The following is an 18,783-nucleotide window of genomic DNA, read 5'->3' as shown; positions in this document are numbered from 1 at the left end:
CCGAACAACCATAGAACAAGAAGCCCGCATGGATGAAAACCATGCGGGCCGTGTCATCGCTTCAAGAACCGAAGCTGCGGGCAAGCATAGACCGAGCCATGCTCGCCGATCATCTCGTCATCCGGCAAAGAGATCCATCGCCTTGATCAGCGTCATGACGACGCCCCAAGCCAGGGGAACCCCCACAAAGGCCCAAGCAAGATAGAGCTTGGCCGAACCGGTGGTGGTCGTGGATTCGTTCTGAGCCATCGAGTTCTTCCTCCTCTTTTCGCTTAGGCCGTCGCCGGTTCGGCGGCCAGATGATGCTTCTCATCGACCGGCGTCATCATCAGATTGAGGACGAGACCAACCGCGAGCAGTCCGGCCATGATATACATGGTGACGGTATAGGCCTCGGCCTTCGGCACGCCCGAGGCGATCTGATATTCGCGGATATAATTGACGAGCACCGGTCCGAGGACGCCCGCGACCGACCAGGCGGTGAGAAGGCGGCCGTGGATGGCGCCCACATAGCGCGTGCCGAAGACATCCTTCAGATAGGCCGGAATGGTGGCAAAGCCGCCGCCATACATGGACAGGATCACGGCATAGAAGAGAACGAAGAGCGCGACCGAGCCGATCTGACCGGCGAAGGGAACAGCGGCATAGAGCGCGATGCCGAGGGCAAAGAAGATCATATAGGTCGTCTTGCGCCCGATATAGTCGGAGGTCGAGGCCCAGAAGAAGCGGCCGAGCATATTGAAGAGACTCAAAAGCCCGACGAAACCGGCCGCCGCCGCCGCCGTGATGACGCCCGGAAACATCTCCTGGCTCATCAGCGAGGCCTGTCCGAGAACGCCGATGCCGGCGGTCACATTGAGGCAGAGAACGCCCCAGAGCAGCCAGAACTGCTTGGTCTTCAAGGCCTCGTCCACATGGACATTGGCGCTAGTGACAAGGCCTTTCGACTTGGTCGGGGCGACATAGCCCTTCGGCGCCCAGCCCTTGGCCGGCGTGCGAACGATCGTCGCGCCGACCATCATATAGATGAAATAGATGACGCCGAGGACGAAGAAGGCGCCAGCGACACCCACCTGATTCATCAGGAAGACCGACAGCGGCGATGCGATGAAGGCGCCGCCGCCAAAGCCCATGATCGCCATGCCCGTCGCCATGCCGGGACGGTCGGGAAACCAGGTCATCAGCGTCTTCACCGGCGAGATATAGCCAAGGCCGAGGCCGCAGCCGCCCAGAACGCCATAGCCGAGATAGACGAGCCAAAGCTGGTGCGTCGCAATTCCGAAGCCAGCGACGATAAAGCCACCGCCGAAGAGCAGTGCCGCCGTCGCCATGGTCTTGCGCGGACCGACCTTTTCCACCCATGCTCCGCCAAAGGCCGCGGCGAGGCCGAGAAAGACGATGGCGATCGAGAAGATCCAGCCGAGCGCCGGGATCGACCAATCGGCCGGGGCCGGCTGGTCGCCGCCGATCAGAAGCGACATCGGCTTGTTGAAGACCGAAAAGGCGTAGACCTGGCCGATGCACAGATGCACGCAGAGGGCTGCAGGCGGGACCATCCACCGATTGAATCCCGGCTTGGCGATCGTGCGCTCGCGTGAAAGCCAGCCCGACGACCCGCTGCCGGCCGTTGTTGCCGTAGACATGCTCATCCTCCCATAGAGAATTTCGATCGATCTGAAATGAAGCGATCGATGAAATCGAGCTATAGGAGATCGGAATCCGTCCAAGATGCAAGACAGATTGCAGTCGGAATTGAAAAAATTACAACCAAAATCCTATCAGTGCGGTATTTTGCGCACATGATCTATCCAAGCATGACGCGCTGGCCGCTATGCGTTCAGCATTATCGAGAGCTGATCAGTTTAATCGCCGGGCGCATGAAGGCAGCCTCGAAACCGGCGCGGCACCCACCGGTCATCGCGCCTCATCTCGGCGATTCGGACAATGGAAGATCAACCGTTTGGTGGACGCAAAAATGGCGAGCACCTATCGCACCCGCCATCTCACGATCACTGACCTTTGCGAAGAGCCCCGATCAGTTCGTCTTTCGTCATGCCCGACCGGCCCTCGATGTCCAACTCCTGGGCGCGGTCGTAGAGTTCGTCCTTCGTCCATTTCTCATAGGTTGGACTCTTCCCACCTTTCTTGGACGGGTGCATATTCTCATTAGCCTGCGCGTTCGAAATCGCCGCCGATTTCGACTTCGAATAACCCTGATCGCGTAAATCCTCGTAGAGGTCAGGATTCTTCAGGCTTGGATTGTCTTCATTGTCTTTGCGGGCCATCGGATCGCTCCTTTTGCCAGATCGTCCGGGCGGACACCTCAACGCGGCTCGCGCCCGCCGACGGCATCGGGGGCGCCTAGGCTCTCGTCATCGTCGGGTGAGCGTGTATCGGCTCGCTCCGACGGGTCGATGCCCGCCCCTTCCAGCGTTCCATAGACATGGCCACCGTCCGCCAGGAGATTGAGCGCTTCGTCGATCTGATATTCGAGCGCCGACATATCGGAGCCTCGATCGGCGCTGTCACGAACACCCAGCCGGTTGCGGATGTCTTCGAGGCGCATCTGACGCTCCTCGATCGGCATCGTCTGATCGTTCAAAATATCGTCGATCTCGTCCTGGGTCACCGGCTGCGCGATGCCGGGGCTGTCGGCATCGCCACCCACCGCCTGATCGACGGGAAGGATATCGGCCTGATGAGGGGTCGGGCGGTCGGACATGACGGACTCCTTAGTTCTCTTGCAGAGCACAACGGCGTCAGCGCAGAAGAGTTGCCTCGTTGAGGAGGACGAACGCCGCTGCTCAAAGCCAATTATTGAGCTGTCGCGGGCTCACCGGGCTCGACCGGGCCATCCGGTTCACCGGACGCCTCGATCGCAGGGGCCGGCGACGACATATCGAGTGCGCTCTCGGGATCGGGCGATAGCCAGCCATAGATGCCAAGACCGATAAAGACGACGGCACAGAGCGCCAAGGCGACGATCAGGATCAGAAGGATTGGCGTCCCCTTGCTGCCCTGACGAGTCTCTTTCGGATCGAAATCGGACATGGAGGCGAGTGACCTTTCCCGTCTCTTTCAAAAACAAACGACCGGGGCGCGCCCGTCGGCACGCCCCTTGCAAAAAATCGGCACAATACAATCAAAGACCGAGCGCCCGGATCGCCATCCTAACGCGAATGGCGGAGAACCAGTGGGTGCGCGATGCGGCGCCGAGTTTCAGGCAACCATCGCCTTCTCGATCTGATCGATCGGATGATTGGTCAGATCCTTGGAAATCTCGCCGACCACGCGGTCCTTGACCTCCTTGTGGAGTTGGTCGCGCAACTCGCCCAGCGTCTTGGCCGGGGCGACGAGCACGATCCGTTCGAAGCGCTTCTTATGGGCCATCTTATAGAGGATGTCGGAGAGTTCGGCGGCGAAACGCTCCTTTTCCAGCTGGTGGAAATCGGTATCTTCCACAGCCGATCGATGGTTCACCCCACCATCGGAGAGGCGGCCGGGTCGGTTCGCGCTCTGCTCACGGTCGCTCGGATTGTCGTGCTCCTCGACGCGCTGCACCTCGAAATTGGGCAGTTCGGCATCGCCGAGATTCTTCAAAAACAAGGCCTTCTCGCCATCGGCGATCAGCATCCAGGTCTCATAGTCGACTTTGACATCGCTCATGACGTGTCCTCCGACATTTTGTTGTGTTTGAATGCCCTGAGGCTTCGGGCGGACCTCGAAAGGCCAGCCCGTGAAAGGCCTAGAATCAGACGCCACATGTTTGAGGCGGCCCGCCCCGAATGCCTCAGAACTCGTCGTCGCCTTTGATAGCGACCCATGCGCCATAACCGAGGCCGGCAAGAAGCGGGATCAGCATCAGCGACCTGCGCCGCTTGACCGCCCGCAACAGCTGCGGTGCGTTCGACAGAGCCGAAACGCCGGCGATGGAGGCGATATCGCGTTTCATCCGATCTTCAGCCCGTTTGGCCGGTTTGCGGCGCACGACGATGGTCGCGATCCAAATCAGGACAATGACACCCAAGCACACGCCCGCCATCGTCAACGCCGCTGCCAAAGCGCCCATCTCGGCCGACACCACGACGAAAAGCGCCGTGATCAGGAAAGCCACCAGTAGGAGCGCGAAGACCACCATCACCGCGTAAAGGATCGCCAGGCGCTTCATGCGGGCGAGATAAATCCCGAGCTCGCCCTGGATCAGCTTGGTTACAAGGAACCACATGGGCGATCAGCGGAACAGGCGAGCGTAGAGATATCCGACCGCAGCCGCGATCAGCACGCTCTTGATCGGCTCGTCGCGAATGCGATCGCTCATCTGCTCTTCCAGGTCGGAAGCAGCATCCTGGGCTTGGCGCAGATAGCGCTCGCCCTGGGCCTTCACGTCGTCGCGCAGGGCATAGGCCTGGCCGCGGGCGCCTTCGGCACGATGCGTCGCCATCTGCTTGAGCGAGTCGGTGATGCCCGACACATCCTCACGAAGCTTGGCGATCTGCGCTTCCAGCTGTTCGCGATCGCTCTGTCCCGCATGCGTGCCGGGTCCGGCGCCCATCGTCCCGCCGGTGGTCGACGTGCCCTGGGGGTGCGGGGTCGTGTCCGATGCCATATCGCAACCTTTCGATTCTCGTGTGATCTTCATCGCCGCTCGAAGCACGTGCGGCGCTTGCGAACGAAACCATCTAAAGGACGGAATGTTCCAGCCGCCGGCCGCCTATTCGCTCGCCGAAGAACGAGTTCGTTCGAACCGCCGCCGAGACAAGGGCGGACAAGTACCCGACCACGCAAAAAAGCCCCGCGTCAGCGAGGCTTTTTCACAGTTCGAAGGCAAATGGATCAAAGGGGAACGCGCTTGAGGCACCCCCTTTGTCAGCTTAGGCAGCCGGCGCGACGCCGATGATCTGTGAGGAGATCGCGTCCGGCCCATATTCGCCATCGCCGTCAATCTGCAGAAGCTCGGCAAGCCGGGTTCTGGCGCGCGACACGCGACTCTTGATGGTACCGACGGCGCAGTGGCAGATTTCCGCTGCTTCCTCATAGGAAAAGCCAGAGGCTCCAATCAGGATCAACGCCTCGCGCTGATCGTCCGGAAGGCGGTCGAGCGCCTTGCGAAAATCCTGCAGGTCGAGATGGCCCTGCTGCTCCGGGTGGCCGGCGAGCTGCATGGCATGGACACCGTCGACGTCCTGAACCTCTCGGCCCTTCTTGCGCATCTGGGTATAGAACTCGTTGCGCAGGATCGTGAACAGCCAAGCCTTCAGATTGGTGCCGGGCTGGAATGTGTGCTGCTTGTCCCAGGCCTTGACCAGCGTCTCCTGAACCAGATCGTCGGCTCTGTCGAAAGAGCCGGCAAGCGAGGCCGCGAAGGCACGCAGGTTCGGAATGACCTCAAGCAGCTCCTTTCGGAAGTCGTTGTCGGTGGTCATTCGCCATCCTTGTCCTGAACGTCTGCGTTGCGGCTCTCGGCCTGATCCAGGCGCTCGAGAAGGGACAGGAACCGATCGGGGACCGGCTCGGCCGCCACATCGTTGTAATAGGCCTTAAGGCGATCGCCGATCGCGCTCGGCAGTGCGAATGTCATTTCGTCGCCCTTATCGCTCTGTTCCGGATGCCCGGAGGAAGGCTCGCTTCCCGCCTTTTCGCGATCGTCCATGGTCAGTCCCGGCGCGTCTTTCATGTCATTGGGTCTCGTCGAAGACTTCATTGTGTTCCGATCTCGGCTCGCCACGTCATCTCGCTCACGACATCCAGGTCCCGACCGGCATCGTGCGAGCCTCGTCGGTCGGAGTACTTAAGCGACCCGGGCCGTGTCTCAAGTCTGGCATGTCTTGAGACTGGACCGATTTCGCGGGGGCCGAAGTCCTGACGCACCGTTCACGAAACCGACCGAGGCACTTCACTTCGGGCTTTTCATCCCCATAACAAGCGACATCGCACTGTGTTCCCATGAAGTCAGTTTCGAGGGAACTCAGCGGGCCGGCGCGCATTGTTCGCCGACCTAGGTTTCAACAAATCGACACGAGGGGAGTATTCATGTCGATGTCATCCCGCATAGCGCCGCATATTCCCTATCTTCGGCGCTATTCACGGGCCCTTACCGGTTCTCAGGCGAGCGGTGACGCCTATGTCGCGGCGGTGTTGGAAGCGCTGATCGCCGATCCGTCACTGTTCCCCGAGGACCAGTCGCCGCGTATCTCGCTCTATAAGCTCTTCTCGTCGCTTTGGCAGTCGCTGGACGTCAACATTCACGAAGAGGCTCCGACGAGCGCCTGGGAAGAAAAGGCCTCGCGCAATCTGAAGGCGATCGCGCCCCTGCCGCGTCAGGCCTTCCTTCTCGTGGCGGTGGAAGGTTTCACCACCGAGGAAGCCAGTCTGATCCTCGGCAAGAGCGACACCGAGTTCTCCGAACTGATCAGTCAGGCTAGCGCCGATATCGGTCGCCAGGTCTCGACCGAGATCATGATCATCGAGGACGAACCGCTGATCGCGATGGACATCGAGCAGATGGTCGAGGGTCTCGGCCATACGGTCACGGGGGTCGCCCGCACTCATAAGGAGGCGATCAGCCTCTTCGAAAAGCAGCAGCCCGGCATGGTGCTCGCAGATATCCAGCTCGCCGATGGCAGCTCCGGTATCGACGCGGTCAACGACATTTTGAGCCACGTCTCGGTGCCGGTGATCTTCATTACCGCCTTCCCGGAGCGGCTTTTGACGGGCGAGCGGCCCGAGCCGACCTTCCTGGTCACCAAGCCGTTCAATCCGGACATGGTCAAGGCCTTGATCAGCCAGGCCTTGTTCTTCGAGAGCGACCGCAAGGTTGCGGCCTGAGGCAATGGAGCCCGCGGGCACGTCGCATGCCGCCACCTCCCCGGTGGCGGCGCGTATGCGTCCGAACGGAGCCAATGAGTTCAAGCGTGGTCTGATGGTATCGACGAAGGTCATGAGAGCGGTCGCGAACACGGATATGGCCGTGTTCCGGCAGGATCGTGACCTGCGTTATTCCTGGGTCTGCAATCCGGGTGGGTCCTTTCTGGCAAACGCAGGCGACGGCACGATCGACGCCGACATTCTCGAAGGACAGGCCGCGGCGCGCTGCCTTGCCATGAAACGTCAGGTTCTGGAGACCGAGCGGCCGGTCCGCTTCGAACTTCTGATCGAGAATGCGCGGTCCGTGCGCTGGTACGACATTCGTCTCGACGTGGACCGGAGCGAAGAGGGTGTCGTCGACGGCATTCTCGGCACCTCCGTCGAAATCACCGAGCAGAAGCGGCGCGAAGAGACACTGAAGACGCTCCTTCGGGAATTGTCCCATCGTTCGAAAAATTTGCTTGCGATCATTCAAAGTCTTGCCAGTCAGACCGCTCGCCATTCCCTCACCGTTCCCGAATTCCTGGTCCGTTTCCGGGGCCGCATTCAGTCGCTCTCCTATTCCCAGGACATCGTGACCGACACCGACTGGCGCGGGGCCGATCTCGCCCATCTCATCGCCCTCCAGGTCGAACGCTATGCGCCGGATGGCATGCAGCAGATCGCGGCCGATGTCGCACGTGTCTATCTATCGCCAACTGCATCCCTGCATGTGGGCCTCGCCCTTCACGAATTGGCGGTGAATGCAGCCTCCTACGGATCGCTGTCCGTGCCCGGTGGCAAGATCTCGATCAATGCCGATTTCGAAGAGGTCGAGGGCGGACAGGACCTCGTGATCCACTGGAAGGAAAGCGAAGGGCCGCGGGTGCGCTCGGACCGCGACCCACGCTTCGGCACGTCGACCCTAGAGCGCATCGTGCCCAATGCCGTCGGTGGCAGCGCCAAGCTGACCCATGAACCCGATGGCGTCCATTATGTGTTGCGGATTCCTGACAGCCAGTTCGAGATCATCGACGCGCCTGCCGCCCAAAAGGCGTGAGCCCAGCGCTCGGTCTTGCTCTCTTCGACCCTTATCCGTCGAAGACCACGCACATCCCGCATTCCAGGAGCCATTACTGGCCGGTGAAAAACGCGGATCTTTGCGGAATGCGAAGACACCGGCCATTCCGTCACGGCCAAAACCGGCTCGCGGCCGAATGACTGCGTCTGATCGATCTGCGAACCATGTCCAGCCTATGCACCAGTCTCATCGAACGGGGTATGGCGGATACTCCGTACTCCCGAGTCAGGCTTTCGCCTTCGTCGCGCTCGCCTTGGCAAGGCTCCGGGCCTACGAGACGGCTCGATATGTTCGATTGAGAGATGTGTAAATGTCGTAAGGTGCGACGCTGGACGGTTCTTGGCCAATGAGGCTTCTCTGTCTTGAGACGCCTGTCGCTGACAGCGAACCAATGCACGGCCACGGCCTTCTCAGTTAAAGGTTTACTGGGACTCGCGCTCTGAAAAAAATCGTGAACGGGCCGAATCAGGCGAATGAAACGCGGCAATGAGGAAACCACTGCGCGATCAGCGCGTTATGTCAGCAAGATAGTATGGCTCACGCGATATGACGCATCGTCACGCAAATTTGAGCCTGTGACCCAGGCGCAACGGAACAAATTCTTTTCTATTGTGTTTGGTATTCGACATGGAGAGGTTTCATGGAACACATCGCTGCTTTGATGCTGCTCGTCGGCTGCTCTTCTGACTTGAATTCGTGCAACGAAATTCCCGTGCCCGTGCCTGCTTATGAGACACTGGCAGATTGCGAACGCGAGCTGCCTCTGCAGGTGAGGCTTTCGGATTCTGCCATGCCGAAAGTTTACGGCGCTTGTAAGGCGATCGAACCAGAAATGTTCGAACAATCAGCGTCCCTCGAATGGTCGGTTACCCGAGATGGCCGTCTTGGCATCGAAATTGTTGCGGACGACGCCCGGCAGATCGCTTCGCGCTGAACCGCGACCGCGCTTAACAGTGCTTGGCAAGCGAGCTCTGAGCTCCCACCCAACGCCGCAGCAACCAGGGAAGCGGGCCGAAAAGATATTTTGAGGGCCCGTAGAGCGTCGTCGAAATATATTTTGAAAGATGCGTGAGGGGTCGTGACGCGCGCTCGCGCCGCCCTTTCAAAAGTTGGCTTCGCTGAACACGATGAGGCTCCGAGGTTGCGGATTGACATGAGGTCTCCCGCCTCTCCCCGAGACCTGCCTTTTCTCATAAAGACCTGAAGCGCTTATCCGAAGAGTTCGAGGTCGCCTGCGTCCGACCCAGCGTTGTCATTGAGGGGCGACGAGCCGTCCATGTTGAGGCGCCGTTTCAGATCCGCGAGCCGGACCTGAGCCAGGGCATTTTCCATGGCGACGGCGAGGTTTTCAGACATGTCCTCGCCAAGCACGGACATGAAATCCGCGAGGTTTTCTAGCGTCTGTTGGGTGCGGTCGATGCTTTGAACGACGCGTATCCCTTCCCCTTTGATCTCTCCCTCGGCGAAGACGACATCGTGAAGATTTTCCGTCGCCTCCGCGAGCTGGCGCAGTTCCGCAGACAGAATTCGCATGAGCTCGGAAACATTGACGGACGACATCGGACCTCTCCCAGGAATGGCGAGCATGTGACGGCTTAAAAGAGCTCCACGGCGCCGACGCTTGCGGTCGGACGTGTGGGCTTTGCCACCGGGATCTTCGGCATGGTCGCGCGTTCGAAGAACAGCTGGCGCGCACGACCACTCGCCGGCCAATATTCGATACGCCGACCGCGATCGCCGCCGACGCTGCCGCCGACATTCGCGATACCTTCCATCTTCAGAAAGCGCTCGGCGAATTCGATGTTCTTGGCGCCGATGTCGGACAGGCCGTCCACCGTGCGCGCTCCGCCGAAAAGCTTGGCTTCCAGATGGCCGCGACGGGCTCCGCGCTTCAAGAGCTCGTTGACAAGGAGCTCCATCAGATAGAGCCCGAAGCTTTCCGCGCGCGAACCCTGGCTATCCGAGGCTCCCGGCAGGAGGAAATGGTTCATCCCGCCGATCCCGGCTCCCGGATCGCGCATACAGGCCGAGACGCAGGAGCCCAGAAGGGTGGTGAGGACCGTCTCGTCGCCGCCTTCGACGCGAGCCTCCCCTTGCATGACGTGGATTCGACTCACCGCGCCTCTCCTTCTTACTGGAGCCGGCCGACGACGGCTTCGATGGTCTTTTTCAAAACCGGGACCGTGATCGGCTTGGCCAGGAAGTTGTTGACGCCGAGCTGAGCCGCCTTCTGGACGAGTTCGCGATCGCCCTTCGAGGTCAGGATGATGAAGGGCACCTTCTTCGTCGCCGGATAGGACCGGATCGCCTTGAGAAGCTGGATGCCGTCGATCTTCGGCATGTTGAAGTCGGAGATGATGATGTGGCACGGCGTCGCCATCATCGCCTTCAGAGCTTCCTCGCCGTCAACGGCGAAGACGATCTGCTTGATGCCGAGTTGCTCCAACGCATCGCGAATCAACATGCGGCTTGTGCGGTGGTCATCGACGATCAACACTTTGAGTTGGTCTTTGATGCTCATGATCCGATCCTTTTCGCCGCAGTTAACGCGGAAATCGTGAAGAAAGTCCTCATCGGGAGGACGTGGTTTATGGCGCGACCCTCAGGCCGCAGCGCTCAAGCAAAGATCTGACGAGCGATCCTGCCGAGCGGCAGCCGCTTTTCGGCGGCTCCGATTTCGAATGCGACACGCGGCATGCCGTAGACGAGCGAGGTCTCCTCATCCTGGGCAAGGGTCTTTGCGCCGGCTTGACGCATTTCCAAGAGGCCTTGGGCGCCGTCCCGGCCCATCCCGGTGAGGATGCAACCCACCGCGCGCCGGCCGAAAGCCTTGGCGAGCGACGCCATCATCACGTCGACGGAGGGTCGATGGCCTGAAACCGCCTCTTCGGCCGCCAGCGAGATGAAGGGCTGGCTCCCTTGCTTCACGCGCAGATGCCGCTCGCCGCCCGGGGCGAGATAGACATGGCCGCGCCGCAGTGGTTCGCCGTCCCGCGCCTCGGTCACCGCCGCGGGGCAAACCCGGTCGAGCCGCTGGGAGAACGAGCCCGTAAAGGCGGCGGGCAGATGCTGCACGATGACGGTCGGCGGGCAATCCGCGGGAAAATCCGCCAGAACTTGAAGAAGGGCTTCGACGCCGCCGGTCGACGAACCGATGCCGATGACGTCCATCTGATAGTTAGCGCCAGATCTGGCGACCGCGGCCGGACGATCGACGACGATCGGAGCGGCCCCAGCCATTGCCGGGGCGCGGACCTGGACCGGGGCGGCGGCAGGCGCAGCTTGTGCCCTCAAGGCGCGGCGGCGACGCTCGAGAGCCGGACGAGCGCGGGCCGCTTCCTTGACGAGCCCCGGCAGCGCCTGAAACATCGTGTCGCGGGCGCTTGGCTTGGCCACACAGTCGAAAGCACCGATCTCGAGCGCGGCGAGCGTGACGGCGGCACCGGGCGCGGTCAGGTTCGACACCATGATCACCGGCGTTGGACGCAGCTGCATGATCTTCTGAAGGAAGTCGATGCCGTTCATATTCGGCATCTCCACATCGAGCGTGACGACGTCGGGATCGAGCGCCTTCATCTTCTCTCTGGCTTCGAAAGGATTGGAGGCCTCGCCGACGACGCGAATCTCTGGATCCTGACTGAGGGCGTGACGGATCAGGGCACGCATGGTCGCCGAATCATCGACGACGAGGACGCTCGCGGAAGGCATTCTCCAGTTCTCCTCATTCGCAACGGAGCCTCGAGGGCGGTCCGTCATCCCTTTTTCCGGTAGGAAGTGTTCGCGTCGTAGGCCATCGCCGAAAGGGCAGGCCCCGACAGGCGCTCGGAATGCCCCACATAGAGATAACCGCCTGCACGAAGCTTCTCGCAGAAGCGCTCCCAGACCTTCTCACGCGTCTTCTGATCGAAATAGATCGTTACGTTGCGGCAGAAGATGGCATCGAATTGCCCCTTCATAGGCCACGAACCATTGAGGTTCAGTTCACGGAAGGCGACGATGGAGCGCATCGCGTCCACCACCTCGAACTCGGCCTCGCCGTCGCGGCTGCGACCGCCGGCGGACCGGAAGAATTTGCGCCGCATCTCGGCCGGGATGGAAGCCAGGGCGCTTTCGCCATAGACGCCGGCCCGGCCGGTGGCCACGACATTGGGATCGATGTCGCTGGCCAGGATGCGCACGTCGTAGCGCCCAGCATCGGGCAACATGGAGAGGATCGTCATGGCGATCGAATAGGGCTCGTGCCCGATCGAACAGCCCGCCGACCAGATGCGGACCCGGCCGCCCCGCTTGGCCGCATCCAGCAACGGCGGCAGGAATGTCGATTTCAAATGCTCGAAATGATGGTTTTCGCGAAAGAAGTGGGTGACGTTCGTCGTCAGCGCGGCGAGCATCGCCATGCGCTCTTCAGTATTGTTCTTGTTTCCGACAAGCTCGCAATATTCGGCGAAGCTGTTCAGACCATGAACACGCAAGCGCTTGGACAGGCGGGAGTAGACGAAGGTCGACTTGGTTTCGGCGAGGAAGATACCGGCATCCTCGTAGAGCATACGGGCGATCGCCTTGAAGTCCGCCTCGGTCATGGCGAACTCGCCATTCGGCGTGCCGACCTTCTTGTTATCGGCCGCCTTCGTGGCCAAGCCGCCGTCCAGCTTCAACGCCCCCACCGTCTGTCGTCCTCATCTTAGAGGCGCGGTCAGCCCGTTCGAAGGCGATACCGCGCATATCCCGACCATGTCGGATCGAAGTTTCAGCATCGGGCTTCTTCGAAGATCCGATGCAAAGATCGTGCGATAAGCCGAGCCGTCTCGTGGACCTGCCCGAACCGGATCGACCTCGATCAGGCCGCCATCTGCAGCTGCGGCAGAACGGCCTCAGTCGCGATCAGCGAGATCATCCGGCCTTCCATCGCCATCACGCCGCGCACAAAGGTCTTGGCGAGATCGGACGCCAGATCCGGCGTCGGCTGAAGCGCGTCGTCGGTGACCGTCAGGATGTCGGACACGGCGTCGACGAGAAGGCCGAACAGCTGCTGGTCGACACGCACCACGATGATGACCGAGCGAGCGGTCGGATCGGTGCGCTGGAAGCCCAGCCGCGCTGCCAGATCGACGATCGGCAGGACCGCGCCGCGCAGATTGATGACACCGTTCACATAGGACGGCGCGTGTGGCAGCGGGGTCGCCGGGGTCCAACCGCGGATTTCGCGGACGGACATGATGTCGACGCAGAACTCTTGCTCGCCGATGCGAAACGCGATGAGCTCGCGGGCGAACTTGTGGTCGATGCGGCCTTCGCGGCCGTTTGCCGCGACGGGCGTGTTGGTGTTGCTCATGGCGCCTACTCCGCTGCCTGTTGCATGCCGGTGAAGAAGGATGACTGATCGACGCGCGAGGTGGCGACGACGGCGTCGACATCGAGGATGAGGGCCACACGGCCATCGCCCAGGATCGTCGCCGCGGCGATGCCGGGCACGCGTCCGTAATTGGCTTCGAGGGACTTGATCACGACTTGGCGCTGACCCTGGATGGCGTCGACGAGAAGCGCCGAGCGGCTTCCGTTTTCGGCCTCGACCAGGATTGCGACCCCCTCGGTCGCGCTGGCCGGCTCCCAGGAATAGCCGAGCTCGCGGCCCACATCGACGAGCGGCAGGAAGGCGTCGCGAACCTGGATGAGGCGCGAGTCGCCACCAAAGCCCTTCACTTCGTCCTTCTTGGGCTGCAGCGTCTCGATGATCGCCGTCAGCGGAACGACCACCGTCTGCTCGCCGACCGAGACGATCATGCCGTCCAGAACGGCGAGCGTCAGGGGCAGGCTCATGGTGAAGGTCGAGCCCTTGCCGGGCTTGGAGGTGATCGAGACACGGCCGCCGAGCGCCTGGATCGAGCGCTTCACCACATCCATGCCGACGCCGCGCCCCGAAAGCTGGGAAATCTGGCTGGCGGTGGAGAAGCCGGGCAGGAAGATGAGATTGTCGATCTCGTCGTCGGAGAGATTGGCGTCGGGCGGGATCAACCCCTTATTTCCCGCGATCTCCTTGACCTTCTTGCGATTGATGCCGGCGCCGTCATCGCTGATCTCGATGACGATACGGCCCGAGCGATGCATCGCCGCGACCTTGACCGTGCCTTCCTCGGCCTTGCCGGCGGCGAGGCGATCCTCGGGTTTTTCAAGCCCGTGGTCGATCGCATTCCGGATCATGTGGGTCAGCGGATCGGCGAGGCGCTCGATGACAGTTTTGTCGACCTCGGTCCATTCACCTTCGGTGACCAGCTTGACCGATTTGCCGGAAATGTCGGCGACCTCGCGAACGAGACGCGGCAGGCGCTGGAACACGGACTTCACGGGCTGCGCCCGGATGGCCATGACGCTGTCCTGGATCTCGCGGGTCAGCTGTTCCAACTCGTCGAAGCCGACGGCGACCTCCGAGGCCCTGGCGAGACCGGCCTGATAGGCGCGCTGAGACAGCATCACCTGATGGATGACCAATTCGCCGACGAGATCGATCAGCCGGTCGACGCGTTCCAGATCGACTCGGATCGTCTGGCCGGGGCTGGGCGCGCTGGCACTGGCCTTCTCGGTCTCCGCCTTCGGGGCCTTTACCGTTTCGGCGCTCTTGTCCGGGGCGGCTTCGGCCTTGGGAGCCGGAGCTTCGGCGCTCGCCTCCTCCTTTGGCTCGCGCTCGGCGACCGCGGCCATGATGTCGCTGACGCTCTCGGCCTCTGAAGCAGTCTTTAGAAGCGCGGCAAGATCCTCATTGGGCTCCTCGGAGCCGTCTTCGGCCTCACCGCTCTCGTCGTTTCCCTCGAGCGCACCGAAGGCATCGGAGCCGAAATTGAAGTCTTCGCCGCCGGAGACCCGTGACAGAAGCGCTGCGATCTCGGGATCGATGCCTTCGAGGTCTATTTCCTGGCGGACGATCGGACCTTCCATCGGCTCGATCATCAGCTCGCAATCGAACTCGACGAATTCGAAGACCTCGCGGATCTTCTCCTCCGAATGCTCGGTTTCGAGCTCGATGGTGAAATTGAGATAGGCCCCCTCGGGATCGAGATGCGGCAGGAGCGGCACCTCGGAAGAGTCGCAATGGACAGTGCCGACGCCGAGTTCGAGAAGGTCGCGAATGACGCGGCTCGCCTCGTTGGCCTTGGCATAGAGCCGGTCATGGGGACGGAACAGGATGCGGAACCGGTTGCCCGGCATGTCGCCCATCAGCTCGGAGAGGTCAACGGCGACGGGGGTGAAGTCGAAATCGCCCATGCCGTCGTCATATTCCACCGACGAGGATGAGGCGGCAGGCGCGCCGGCGGCCGGGGGCTCCTCGCCCTTGGCCAGAGCCACGAGCGCCCGCAATTCGCCGGCGAGCGCCTCGTTCTTCTCCTTGTCGGTGTTGCCGCCGTCGCGCGCCGCCGAGACGAGGTCCGCCAGGGCGTCGGCCGAGCGCAGCATCACCTTCAGAACCGTCTCGGACGCATCGAGACGGTTCGAGCGAAGCTCGTCGAGCGTGGTCTCGAAGATGTGAGCGAAGGCCACGAGCTCGTCGAGGGAGAAGGCGCCAGCGCCGCCCTTGATCGAGTGAACGGCACGGAAGACCGCATTCACCGTGTCGGAATCGGCTTCACCATTCTCGATTGCGAGTAGCCCGGCCTCCAATTCGGCGAGCTGCTCCGCGCATTCCTCGAAAAAGGTCTGCCGGATTTCCTCCATCGCATCCATCGTCTTGTCCACCCTCAGCAAACGGTCGGCCCTACGGGGCGCGGGCTCTTAGCTACTAGCGACGGGGCCTTGCCCGATCCTGAGCAAGGTTACGCAGCGACGCGGTTGATGGCGTCGACGAGCTTGGTCGGATCGAAGGGCTTGACGATCCAGCCAGTCGCACCGGCGAGGCGCGCACGCTGCTTCTTCTCGCCATCGCTCTCGGTCGTCAGAACGAGAATCGGGATCGCCCGATATTCGTCATTGCCACGCACCGACTCGATGAACTGGAAACCGTCCATGCGGGGCATGTTGATGTCGGTGATGATGACGTCGGGATCCTGGTCGAGACCTTCGAGGACTTCGACGCCATGCTGGCCGTCCTCGGCCTGGATCACGTTGAACCCCTGCGCGACCAACGTCGCCCGGAGCATCTCCCGCATCGTACGGGAATCGTCGATTGTCAGGATGGTGCGGCTCATCGTGTGATTTCCTTCTCCATAACGGCCTCGGGGGTCAGACCCAGGAGCGCCAAACCGGTACGAAATTGAGGGGACGGGTCGACGAGGGCGATTGGTGCCATATCGTCTTTCCAGGTCGCGGCGACGGACATCAGGATTTGCACGCATTGCGCGCCCACCTTCTCGACACCCGAGGCATCGAGATTGAGCGGCATCCCGCGAAAGCCGGACAGGTTTTCGGCTAGCGGGCCGGCGGCCTTCAGATCCATGACCGCGGGAAGCGCCACGGTGATGGGTTCGTTCAACATGAATTCAGACATTCAAACGGTTTCCCAACTGTCGGTCGAGGCAGAGAGACGCGTCCGACGGATTTTATCGATCAGGCGCTGAGCGCGAGGCTTCAAACGGCATGCGGCTTCGAGCCTTGCCTTCGGACACCCCCGGCGCGACGTCCCCGACCGTCCGGTTCCAGGACTTGCCACCGCCCAAAGCCGCGCTTGGCTTTATTAAAGACGCCGGTTGGTTGATTTTCCGTGAAGGATTGATCTTACGCGAAAAAACAGAAGCCGGACTCACGGTATGACGGGTCCCGACCTGGCGTCGACGCATGGCGAGCGACAGAAAGGGATGAGCATCGCCTTGCACGCCCTTTCCCCCCTGCCCGGCACCGAACAACGCCTCCGCCGCGACGATGACCGATCGCATGAGAAGCGATACCCCAAAGTAAAGGGCCGCGCTCGCCGCGATCAGTGTTCCCAGAATGAGGAGGTCATGCCATGCCATCACATCGGCCCCATAGCGGCCGCTTCAGCATGGCCGTCTCGTAAGGGGCGACCATAAGGCCCGTGTCCTAAACAATTCTTAGTGAGACGCCGCAAGCGTCTCACAAAGGCGATGCCGCTAAGCCAAAAGACCGACCGGCTCTTGACCTGTGACGCATCTGCTTCGATCGATAGTCTAAGAAGACAGAGAGGCGCCCAGCTCCGCCATCAGGCGGGAGCGGCGCGACGCGAGGGGAGAAACCATGGTTGAGATGCGCGGTGACAAGCCGTCGGTTCTGGTGTTCGGATCCCTCAATGTGGACTGGGTCTGCCGGGTCGAGCGGATCGCACCGCCAGGCGAGACCGTATTGAGCCCGACCTATACCCAGCTCTTCGGCGGCAAGGGCGCGAACCAGGCCGTCGCGGCGGCGAGGGCCGGCGAGGACATGGTCGCAGTCGCGATGGTCGGCGCCGTCGGCGAGGACGATCTCGGCGAGGCGGTGATCGCCAATCTGGCCGAAAACGGCATCGACACGGCCGGCATCTTGCGTTCCGTCGAACCAACAGGCGCGGCCTTCATTTCGATCGACAAGCATGGCGAAAACGCGATCACGGTGGCGAGCGGGGCCAATCGCGCTCCGTCCGCAGCCTCCGTCCCGGCCTTTGCCCTGAATGCGCGCACGGTCCTTGCCTTGCAGATGGAGGTGCCGGAAGCGGCCTCGCGAGACGTGGCGCGCCTGGTGAGACAGGCCGGTGGGCGGACGGTCCTCAATCTGGCGCCGGTTCCGCCCGATCTCGACGACAAGCGGCTGCGGGCCCTGTGCGAATCGATCGACTGGCTGATCGTCAATGAGAGCGAGCTTGCCGCGGCGGCCCGATGCCTGGAGGGCTCGATCGACGCCCCCCATGACATTCAAACGCCGGAAGAGACGGCCGCTTTGGCTCGGCGGCTTTCGAGCGCGCTCAGCGTCGGCATCGTGGCAACGCTCGGCCCGCGCGGTGTCGTTGCGATCCCGCTTGCCGGAGAGGTCGTCACCGTTCCCGCCCTTCGCGTCCAAGCCGAAGACACGACCGGGGCGGGCGACACCTTTTGCGGGGTCTTCAGCACCGCCCTCGCCGAAGGGCTGGAGGTCAAAGACGCGCTCAGCCGCGCGGCAGCGGCCGCCTCGCTCGCCTGCCGCAAAGTCGGAGCCCAGAGCGCCATGCCGAAGCGCGCCGAGATCGACGCGGCCTTGGCTGGCGCCGCAGACGGATGAGCGCCGGGCGCTTGATTGGTCGGGCCGAATGGGCTTGGTTGAACCCGTGCGTTCGAAACACACGAAGCTCGAAGAGGATCGGCCGGTGACCATGTCCCCCGAAACGACGGCATCCGCCGAGACGTCAGCCGGCGATACGATGGCGGCCGTTCGGCCGGCCGAAGGCCTGTCCCAGAACGCGCGCTATGCGCCGACGTCGCGGCTGATCCATTGGGCGGTCGCCGCGCTCGTCCTTGTCGTTTGGCCGCTCGGCTTCGTCATCGAATTCGTCCAGAACGACTCCAAGACGCCTTTCTACTTCCTGCATGAGTCCTTCGGCTTTCTGATCCTCTGGCTGATGCTGGTCAGGGTCGTGGTGCGTATGATCCGCGGCACGCCGCCGCAGCCGCCCATGCCGCGCTGGCAGAAGATCACCGCCGAGAGCGTCCATGGGCTTCTCTATGTGGCCTTGTTCCTGCAGCCGATCTTCGGTTTCCTCGCCACCAATGCCTTCGGCTTTCCGCTCGACTGGTTCGGGATCGTCACCGTCTGGAGTCCGGTCGGCAAGTCCGAGACATGGGCCCCGATCTTCATGGGGGTCCATGTGGCGCTCGGCTATGCGATCCTGGTCCTGTTCGTCTTGCATCTCGGCGGCGTTCTCCACCATCACCTGTTGAAGCGCGACGCGATGCTTTACCGAATGATCTGAA

The 18,783-nt window shown here is 61.9% G+C and carries 26 protein-coding genes; 6 read left to right on the top strand and 20 right to left on the bottom strand.

Features of this window, described 5'->3' with window-relative positions; genetic code table 11:
- Positions 1 to 117: 117 nt before the first annotated feature.
- From B9A15_RS23650 to B9A15_RS13020, 8 genes are all read right to left on the bottom strand, one after another.
- Positions 118 to 249 carry an MFS transporter small subunit gene (locus B9A15_RS23650; RefSeq protein WP_280173797.1) on the bottom strand — a complete coding sequence of 44 codons (132 nt, stop codon included), beginning with the start codon at positions 247 to 249 and terminating at the stop codon, positions 118 to 120.
- A 23-nt stretch (positions 250 to 272) separates the two neighbouring features.
- Entirely contained in the window at positions 273 to 1,643 is a 1,371-nt protein-coding gene (locus B9A15_RS13050) for an L-lactate MFS transporter (protein WP_084410581.1), read from the bottom strand.
- A gap of 366 nt (positions 1,644 to 2,009) precedes the next feature.
- Entirely contained in the window at positions 2,010 to 2,285 is a 276-nt protein-coding gene (locus B9A15_RS13045; protein ID WP_084410528.1) for a DUF7218 family protein, read from the bottom strand.
- A 38-nt stretch (positions 2,286 to 2,323) separates the two neighbouring features.
- Complete coding sequence (locus B9A15_RS13040; RefSeq protein WP_084410527.1) at positions 2,324 to 2,722, bottom strand: hypothetical protein; 399 nt, start codon at positions 2,720 to 2,722, stop codon at positions 2,324 to 2,326.
- Positions 2,723 to 2,814: 92 nt separating this feature from the next.
- Positions 2,815 to 3,051, bottom strand: coding sequence for a hypothetical protein (locus B9A15_RS13035; RefSeq protein WP_084410526.1), 237 nt, complete (start codon positions 3,049 to 3,051; stop codon positions 2,815 to 2,817).
- Positions 3,052 to 3,219: 168 nt separating this feature from the next.
- The gene (locus B9A15_RS13030; protein ID WP_084410525.1) at positions 3,220 to 3,666 is read right to left on the bottom strand and encodes a host attachment family protein; all 447 of its coding nucleotides are present in this window, start codon (positions 3,664 to 3,666) and stop codon (positions 3,220 to 3,222) included.
- A 124-nt stretch (positions 3,667 to 3,790) separates the two neighbouring features.
- Positions 3,791 to 4,225 (bottom strand): hypothetical protein, encoded by a 435-nt coding sequence (locus B9A15_RS13025; RefSeq protein ID WP_084410524.1) that lies wholly within the window; start codon positions 4,223 to 4,225, stop codon positions 3,791 to 3,793.
- 6 nt (positions 4,226 to 4,231) lie between these two features.
- Complete coding sequence (locus B9A15_RS13020; RefSeq protein WP_084410523.1) at positions 4,232 to 4,606, bottom strand: ElaB/YgaM/YqjD family protein; 375 nt, start codon at positions 4,604 to 4,606, stop codon at positions 4,232 to 4,234.
- An 85-nt stretch (positions 4,607 to 4,691) separates the two neighbouring features.
- On the opposite strand from B9A15_RS13020, the gene B9A15_RS23000 reads away from it, so the two are divergent.
- On the top strand, positions 4,692 to 4,853 hold the full coding sequence (locus B9A15_RS23000; RefSeq protein ID WP_170923284.1) for a hypothetical protein: 162 nt from the start codon (positions 4,692 to 4,694) through the stop codon (positions 4,851 to 4,853).
- 18 nt (positions 4,854 to 4,871) lie between these two features.
- Here the strand turns inward: B9A15_RS23000 and B9A15_RS13015 are convergent, their stop codons facing one another.
- Together B9A15_RS13015 and B9A15_RS23395 are read right to left on the bottom strand one after the other, a co-directional pair.
- Positions 4,872 to 5,423 carry a sigma-70 family RNA polymerase sigma factor gene (locus B9A15_RS13015; RefSeq protein ID WP_084410522.1) on the bottom strand — a complete coding sequence of 184 codons (552 nt, stop codon included), beginning with the start codon at positions 5,421 to 5,423 and terminating at the stop codon, positions 4,872 to 4,874.
- Complete coding sequence (locus tag B9A15_RS23395; protein WP_139798371.1) at positions 5,420 to 5,674, bottom strand: NepR family anti-sigma factor; 255 nt, start codon at positions 5,672 to 5,674, stop codon at positions 5,420 to 5,422. The genes B9A15_RS13015 and B9A15_RS23395 overlap by 4 nt, the downstream gene beginning before the upstream one ends.
- Before the next feature lie 356 nt (positions 5,675 to 6,030).
- On the opposite strand from B9A15_RS23395, the gene B9A15_RS13005 reads away from it, so the two are divergent.
- The 3 genes from B9A15_RS13005 to B9A15_RS12995 all read left to right on the top strand — a co-directional run bounded on the left by B9A15_RS13005 (position 6,031) and on the right by B9A15_RS12995 (position 8,858).
- Entirely contained in the window at positions 6,031 to 6,825 is a 795-nt protein-coding gene (locus B9A15_RS13005; protein WP_084410520.1) for a response regulator, read from the top strand.
- Between the two features lie 112 nt (positions 6,826 to 6,937).
- The gene (locus B9A15_RS13000; protein ID WP_244556940.1) at positions 6,938 to 7,903 is read left to right on the top strand and encodes a sensor histidine kinase; all 966 of its coding nucleotides are present in this window, start codon (positions 6,938 to 6,940) and stop codon (positions 7,901 to 7,903) included.
- Positions 7,904 to 8,564: 661 nt separating this feature from the next.
- Positions 8,565 to 8,858: a hypothetical protein gene (locus tag B9A15_RS12995; protein WP_084410519.1), complete on the top strand. Its 294-nt coding sequence runs from the start codon at positions 8,565 to 8,567 to the stop codon at positions 8,856 to 8,858.
- 275 nt (positions 8,859 to 9,133) lie between these two features.
- On the opposite strand, the gene B9A15_RS12990 is transcribed toward B9A15_RS12995, so the two are convergent.
- From B9A15_RS12990 to B9A15_RS12945, 10 genes are all read right to left on the bottom strand, one after another.
- Positions 9,134 to 9,484, bottom strand: a complete 351-nt coding sequence (locus B9A15_RS12990) for a hypothetical protein (protein WP_084410518.1) — start codon at positions 9,482 to 9,484, stop codon at positions 9,134 to 9,136.
- A gap of 35 nt (positions 9,485 to 9,519) precedes the next feature.
- On the bottom strand, positions 9,520 to 10,023 hold the full coding sequence (locus tag B9A15_RS12985; protein WP_084410517.1) for a chemotaxis protein CheD: 504 nt from the start codon (positions 10,021 to 10,023) through the stop codon (positions 9,520 to 9,522).
- Positions 10,024 to 10,055: 32 nt separating this feature from the next.
- On the bottom strand, positions 10,056 to 10,445 hold the full coding sequence (locus B9A15_RS12980) for a response regulator (protein ID WP_084410516.1): 390 nt from the start codon (positions 10,443 to 10,445) through the stop codon (positions 10,056 to 10,058).
- A 95-nt stretch (positions 10,446 to 10,540) separates the two neighbouring features.
- On the bottom strand, positions 10,541 to 11,632 hold the full coding sequence (locus B9A15_RS12975) for a protein-glutamate methylesterase/protein-glutamine glutaminase (protein ID WP_084410515.1): 1,092 nt from the start codon (positions 11,630 to 11,632) through the stop codon (positions 10,541 to 10,543).
- Between the two features lie 44 nt (positions 11,633 to 11,676).
- Positions 11,677 to 12,588 carry a CheR family methyltransferase gene (locus B9A15_RS12970; protein WP_244556939.1) on the bottom strand — a complete coding sequence of 304 codons (912 nt, stop codon included), beginning with the start codon at positions 12,586 to 12,588 and terminating at the stop codon, positions 11,677 to 11,679.
- Between the two features lie 173 nt (positions 12,589 to 12,761).
- A complete protein-coding gene (locus B9A15_RS12965) occupies positions 12,762 to 13,256 on the bottom strand; it encodes a chemotaxis protein CheW (RefSeq protein WP_084410514.1) in 495 nt (164 codons plus the stop codon).
- A 5-nt stretch (positions 13,257 to 13,261) separates the two neighbouring features.
- Positions 13,262 to 15,637 (bottom strand): chemotaxis protein CheA, encoded by a 2,376-nt coding sequence (locus tag B9A15_RS12960; RefSeq protein WP_084410513.1) that lies wholly within the window; start codon positions 15,635 to 15,637, stop codon positions 13,262 to 13,264.
- 89 nt (positions 15,638 to 15,726) lie between these two features.
- Positions 15,727 to 16,098, bottom strand: coding sequence for a response regulator (locus B9A15_RS12955; RefSeq protein ID WP_084410512.1), 372 nt, complete (start codon positions 16,096 to 16,098; stop codon positions 15,727 to 15,729).
- Positions 16,095 to 16,397 (bottom strand): STAS domain-containing protein, encoded by a 303-nt coding sequence (locus B9A15_RS12950; RefSeq protein ID WP_084410511.1) that lies wholly within the window; start codon positions 16,395 to 16,397, stop codon positions 16,095 to 16,097. The genes B9A15_RS12955 and B9A15_RS12950 overlap by 4 nt, the downstream gene beginning before the upstream one ends.
- Before the next feature lie 52 nt (positions 16,398 to 16,449).
- Positions 16,450 to 16,860, bottom strand: coding sequence for a hypothetical protein (locus B9A15_RS12945; protein ID WP_084410510.1), 411 nt, complete (start codon positions 16,858 to 16,860; stop codon positions 16,450 to 16,452).
- 241 nt (positions 16,861 to 17,101) lie between these two features.
- Between B9A15_RS12945 and B9A15_RS12940 the strand changes: the two genes are divergently transcribed.
- Entirely contained in the window at positions 17,102 to 18,094 is a 993-nt protein-coding gene (locus tag B9A15_RS12940; protein WP_084410509.1) for a ribokinase, read from the top strand.
- Positions 18,095 to 18,185: 91 nt separating this feature from the next.
- Positions 18,186 to 18,782, top strand: a complete 597-nt coding sequence (locus B9A15_RS12935; protein WP_244556947.1) for a cytochrome b — start codon at positions 18,186 to 18,188, stop codon at positions 18,780 to 18,782.
- The last annotated feature ends 1 nt before the right edge of the window (position 18,783 follow it).

The sequence above is a fragment of the Fulvimarina manganoxydans genome, from assembly GCF_900176465.1.
In the GTDB taxonomy this organism is placed as follows: domain Bacteria; phylum Pseudomonadota; class Alphaproteobacteria; order Rhizobiales; family Rhizobiaceae; genus Fulvimarina; species Fulvimarina manganoxydans.
Note: the sequence above shows the minus strand (reverse complement) of the source record. Positions and strands in the feature narration are given on the sequence as shown.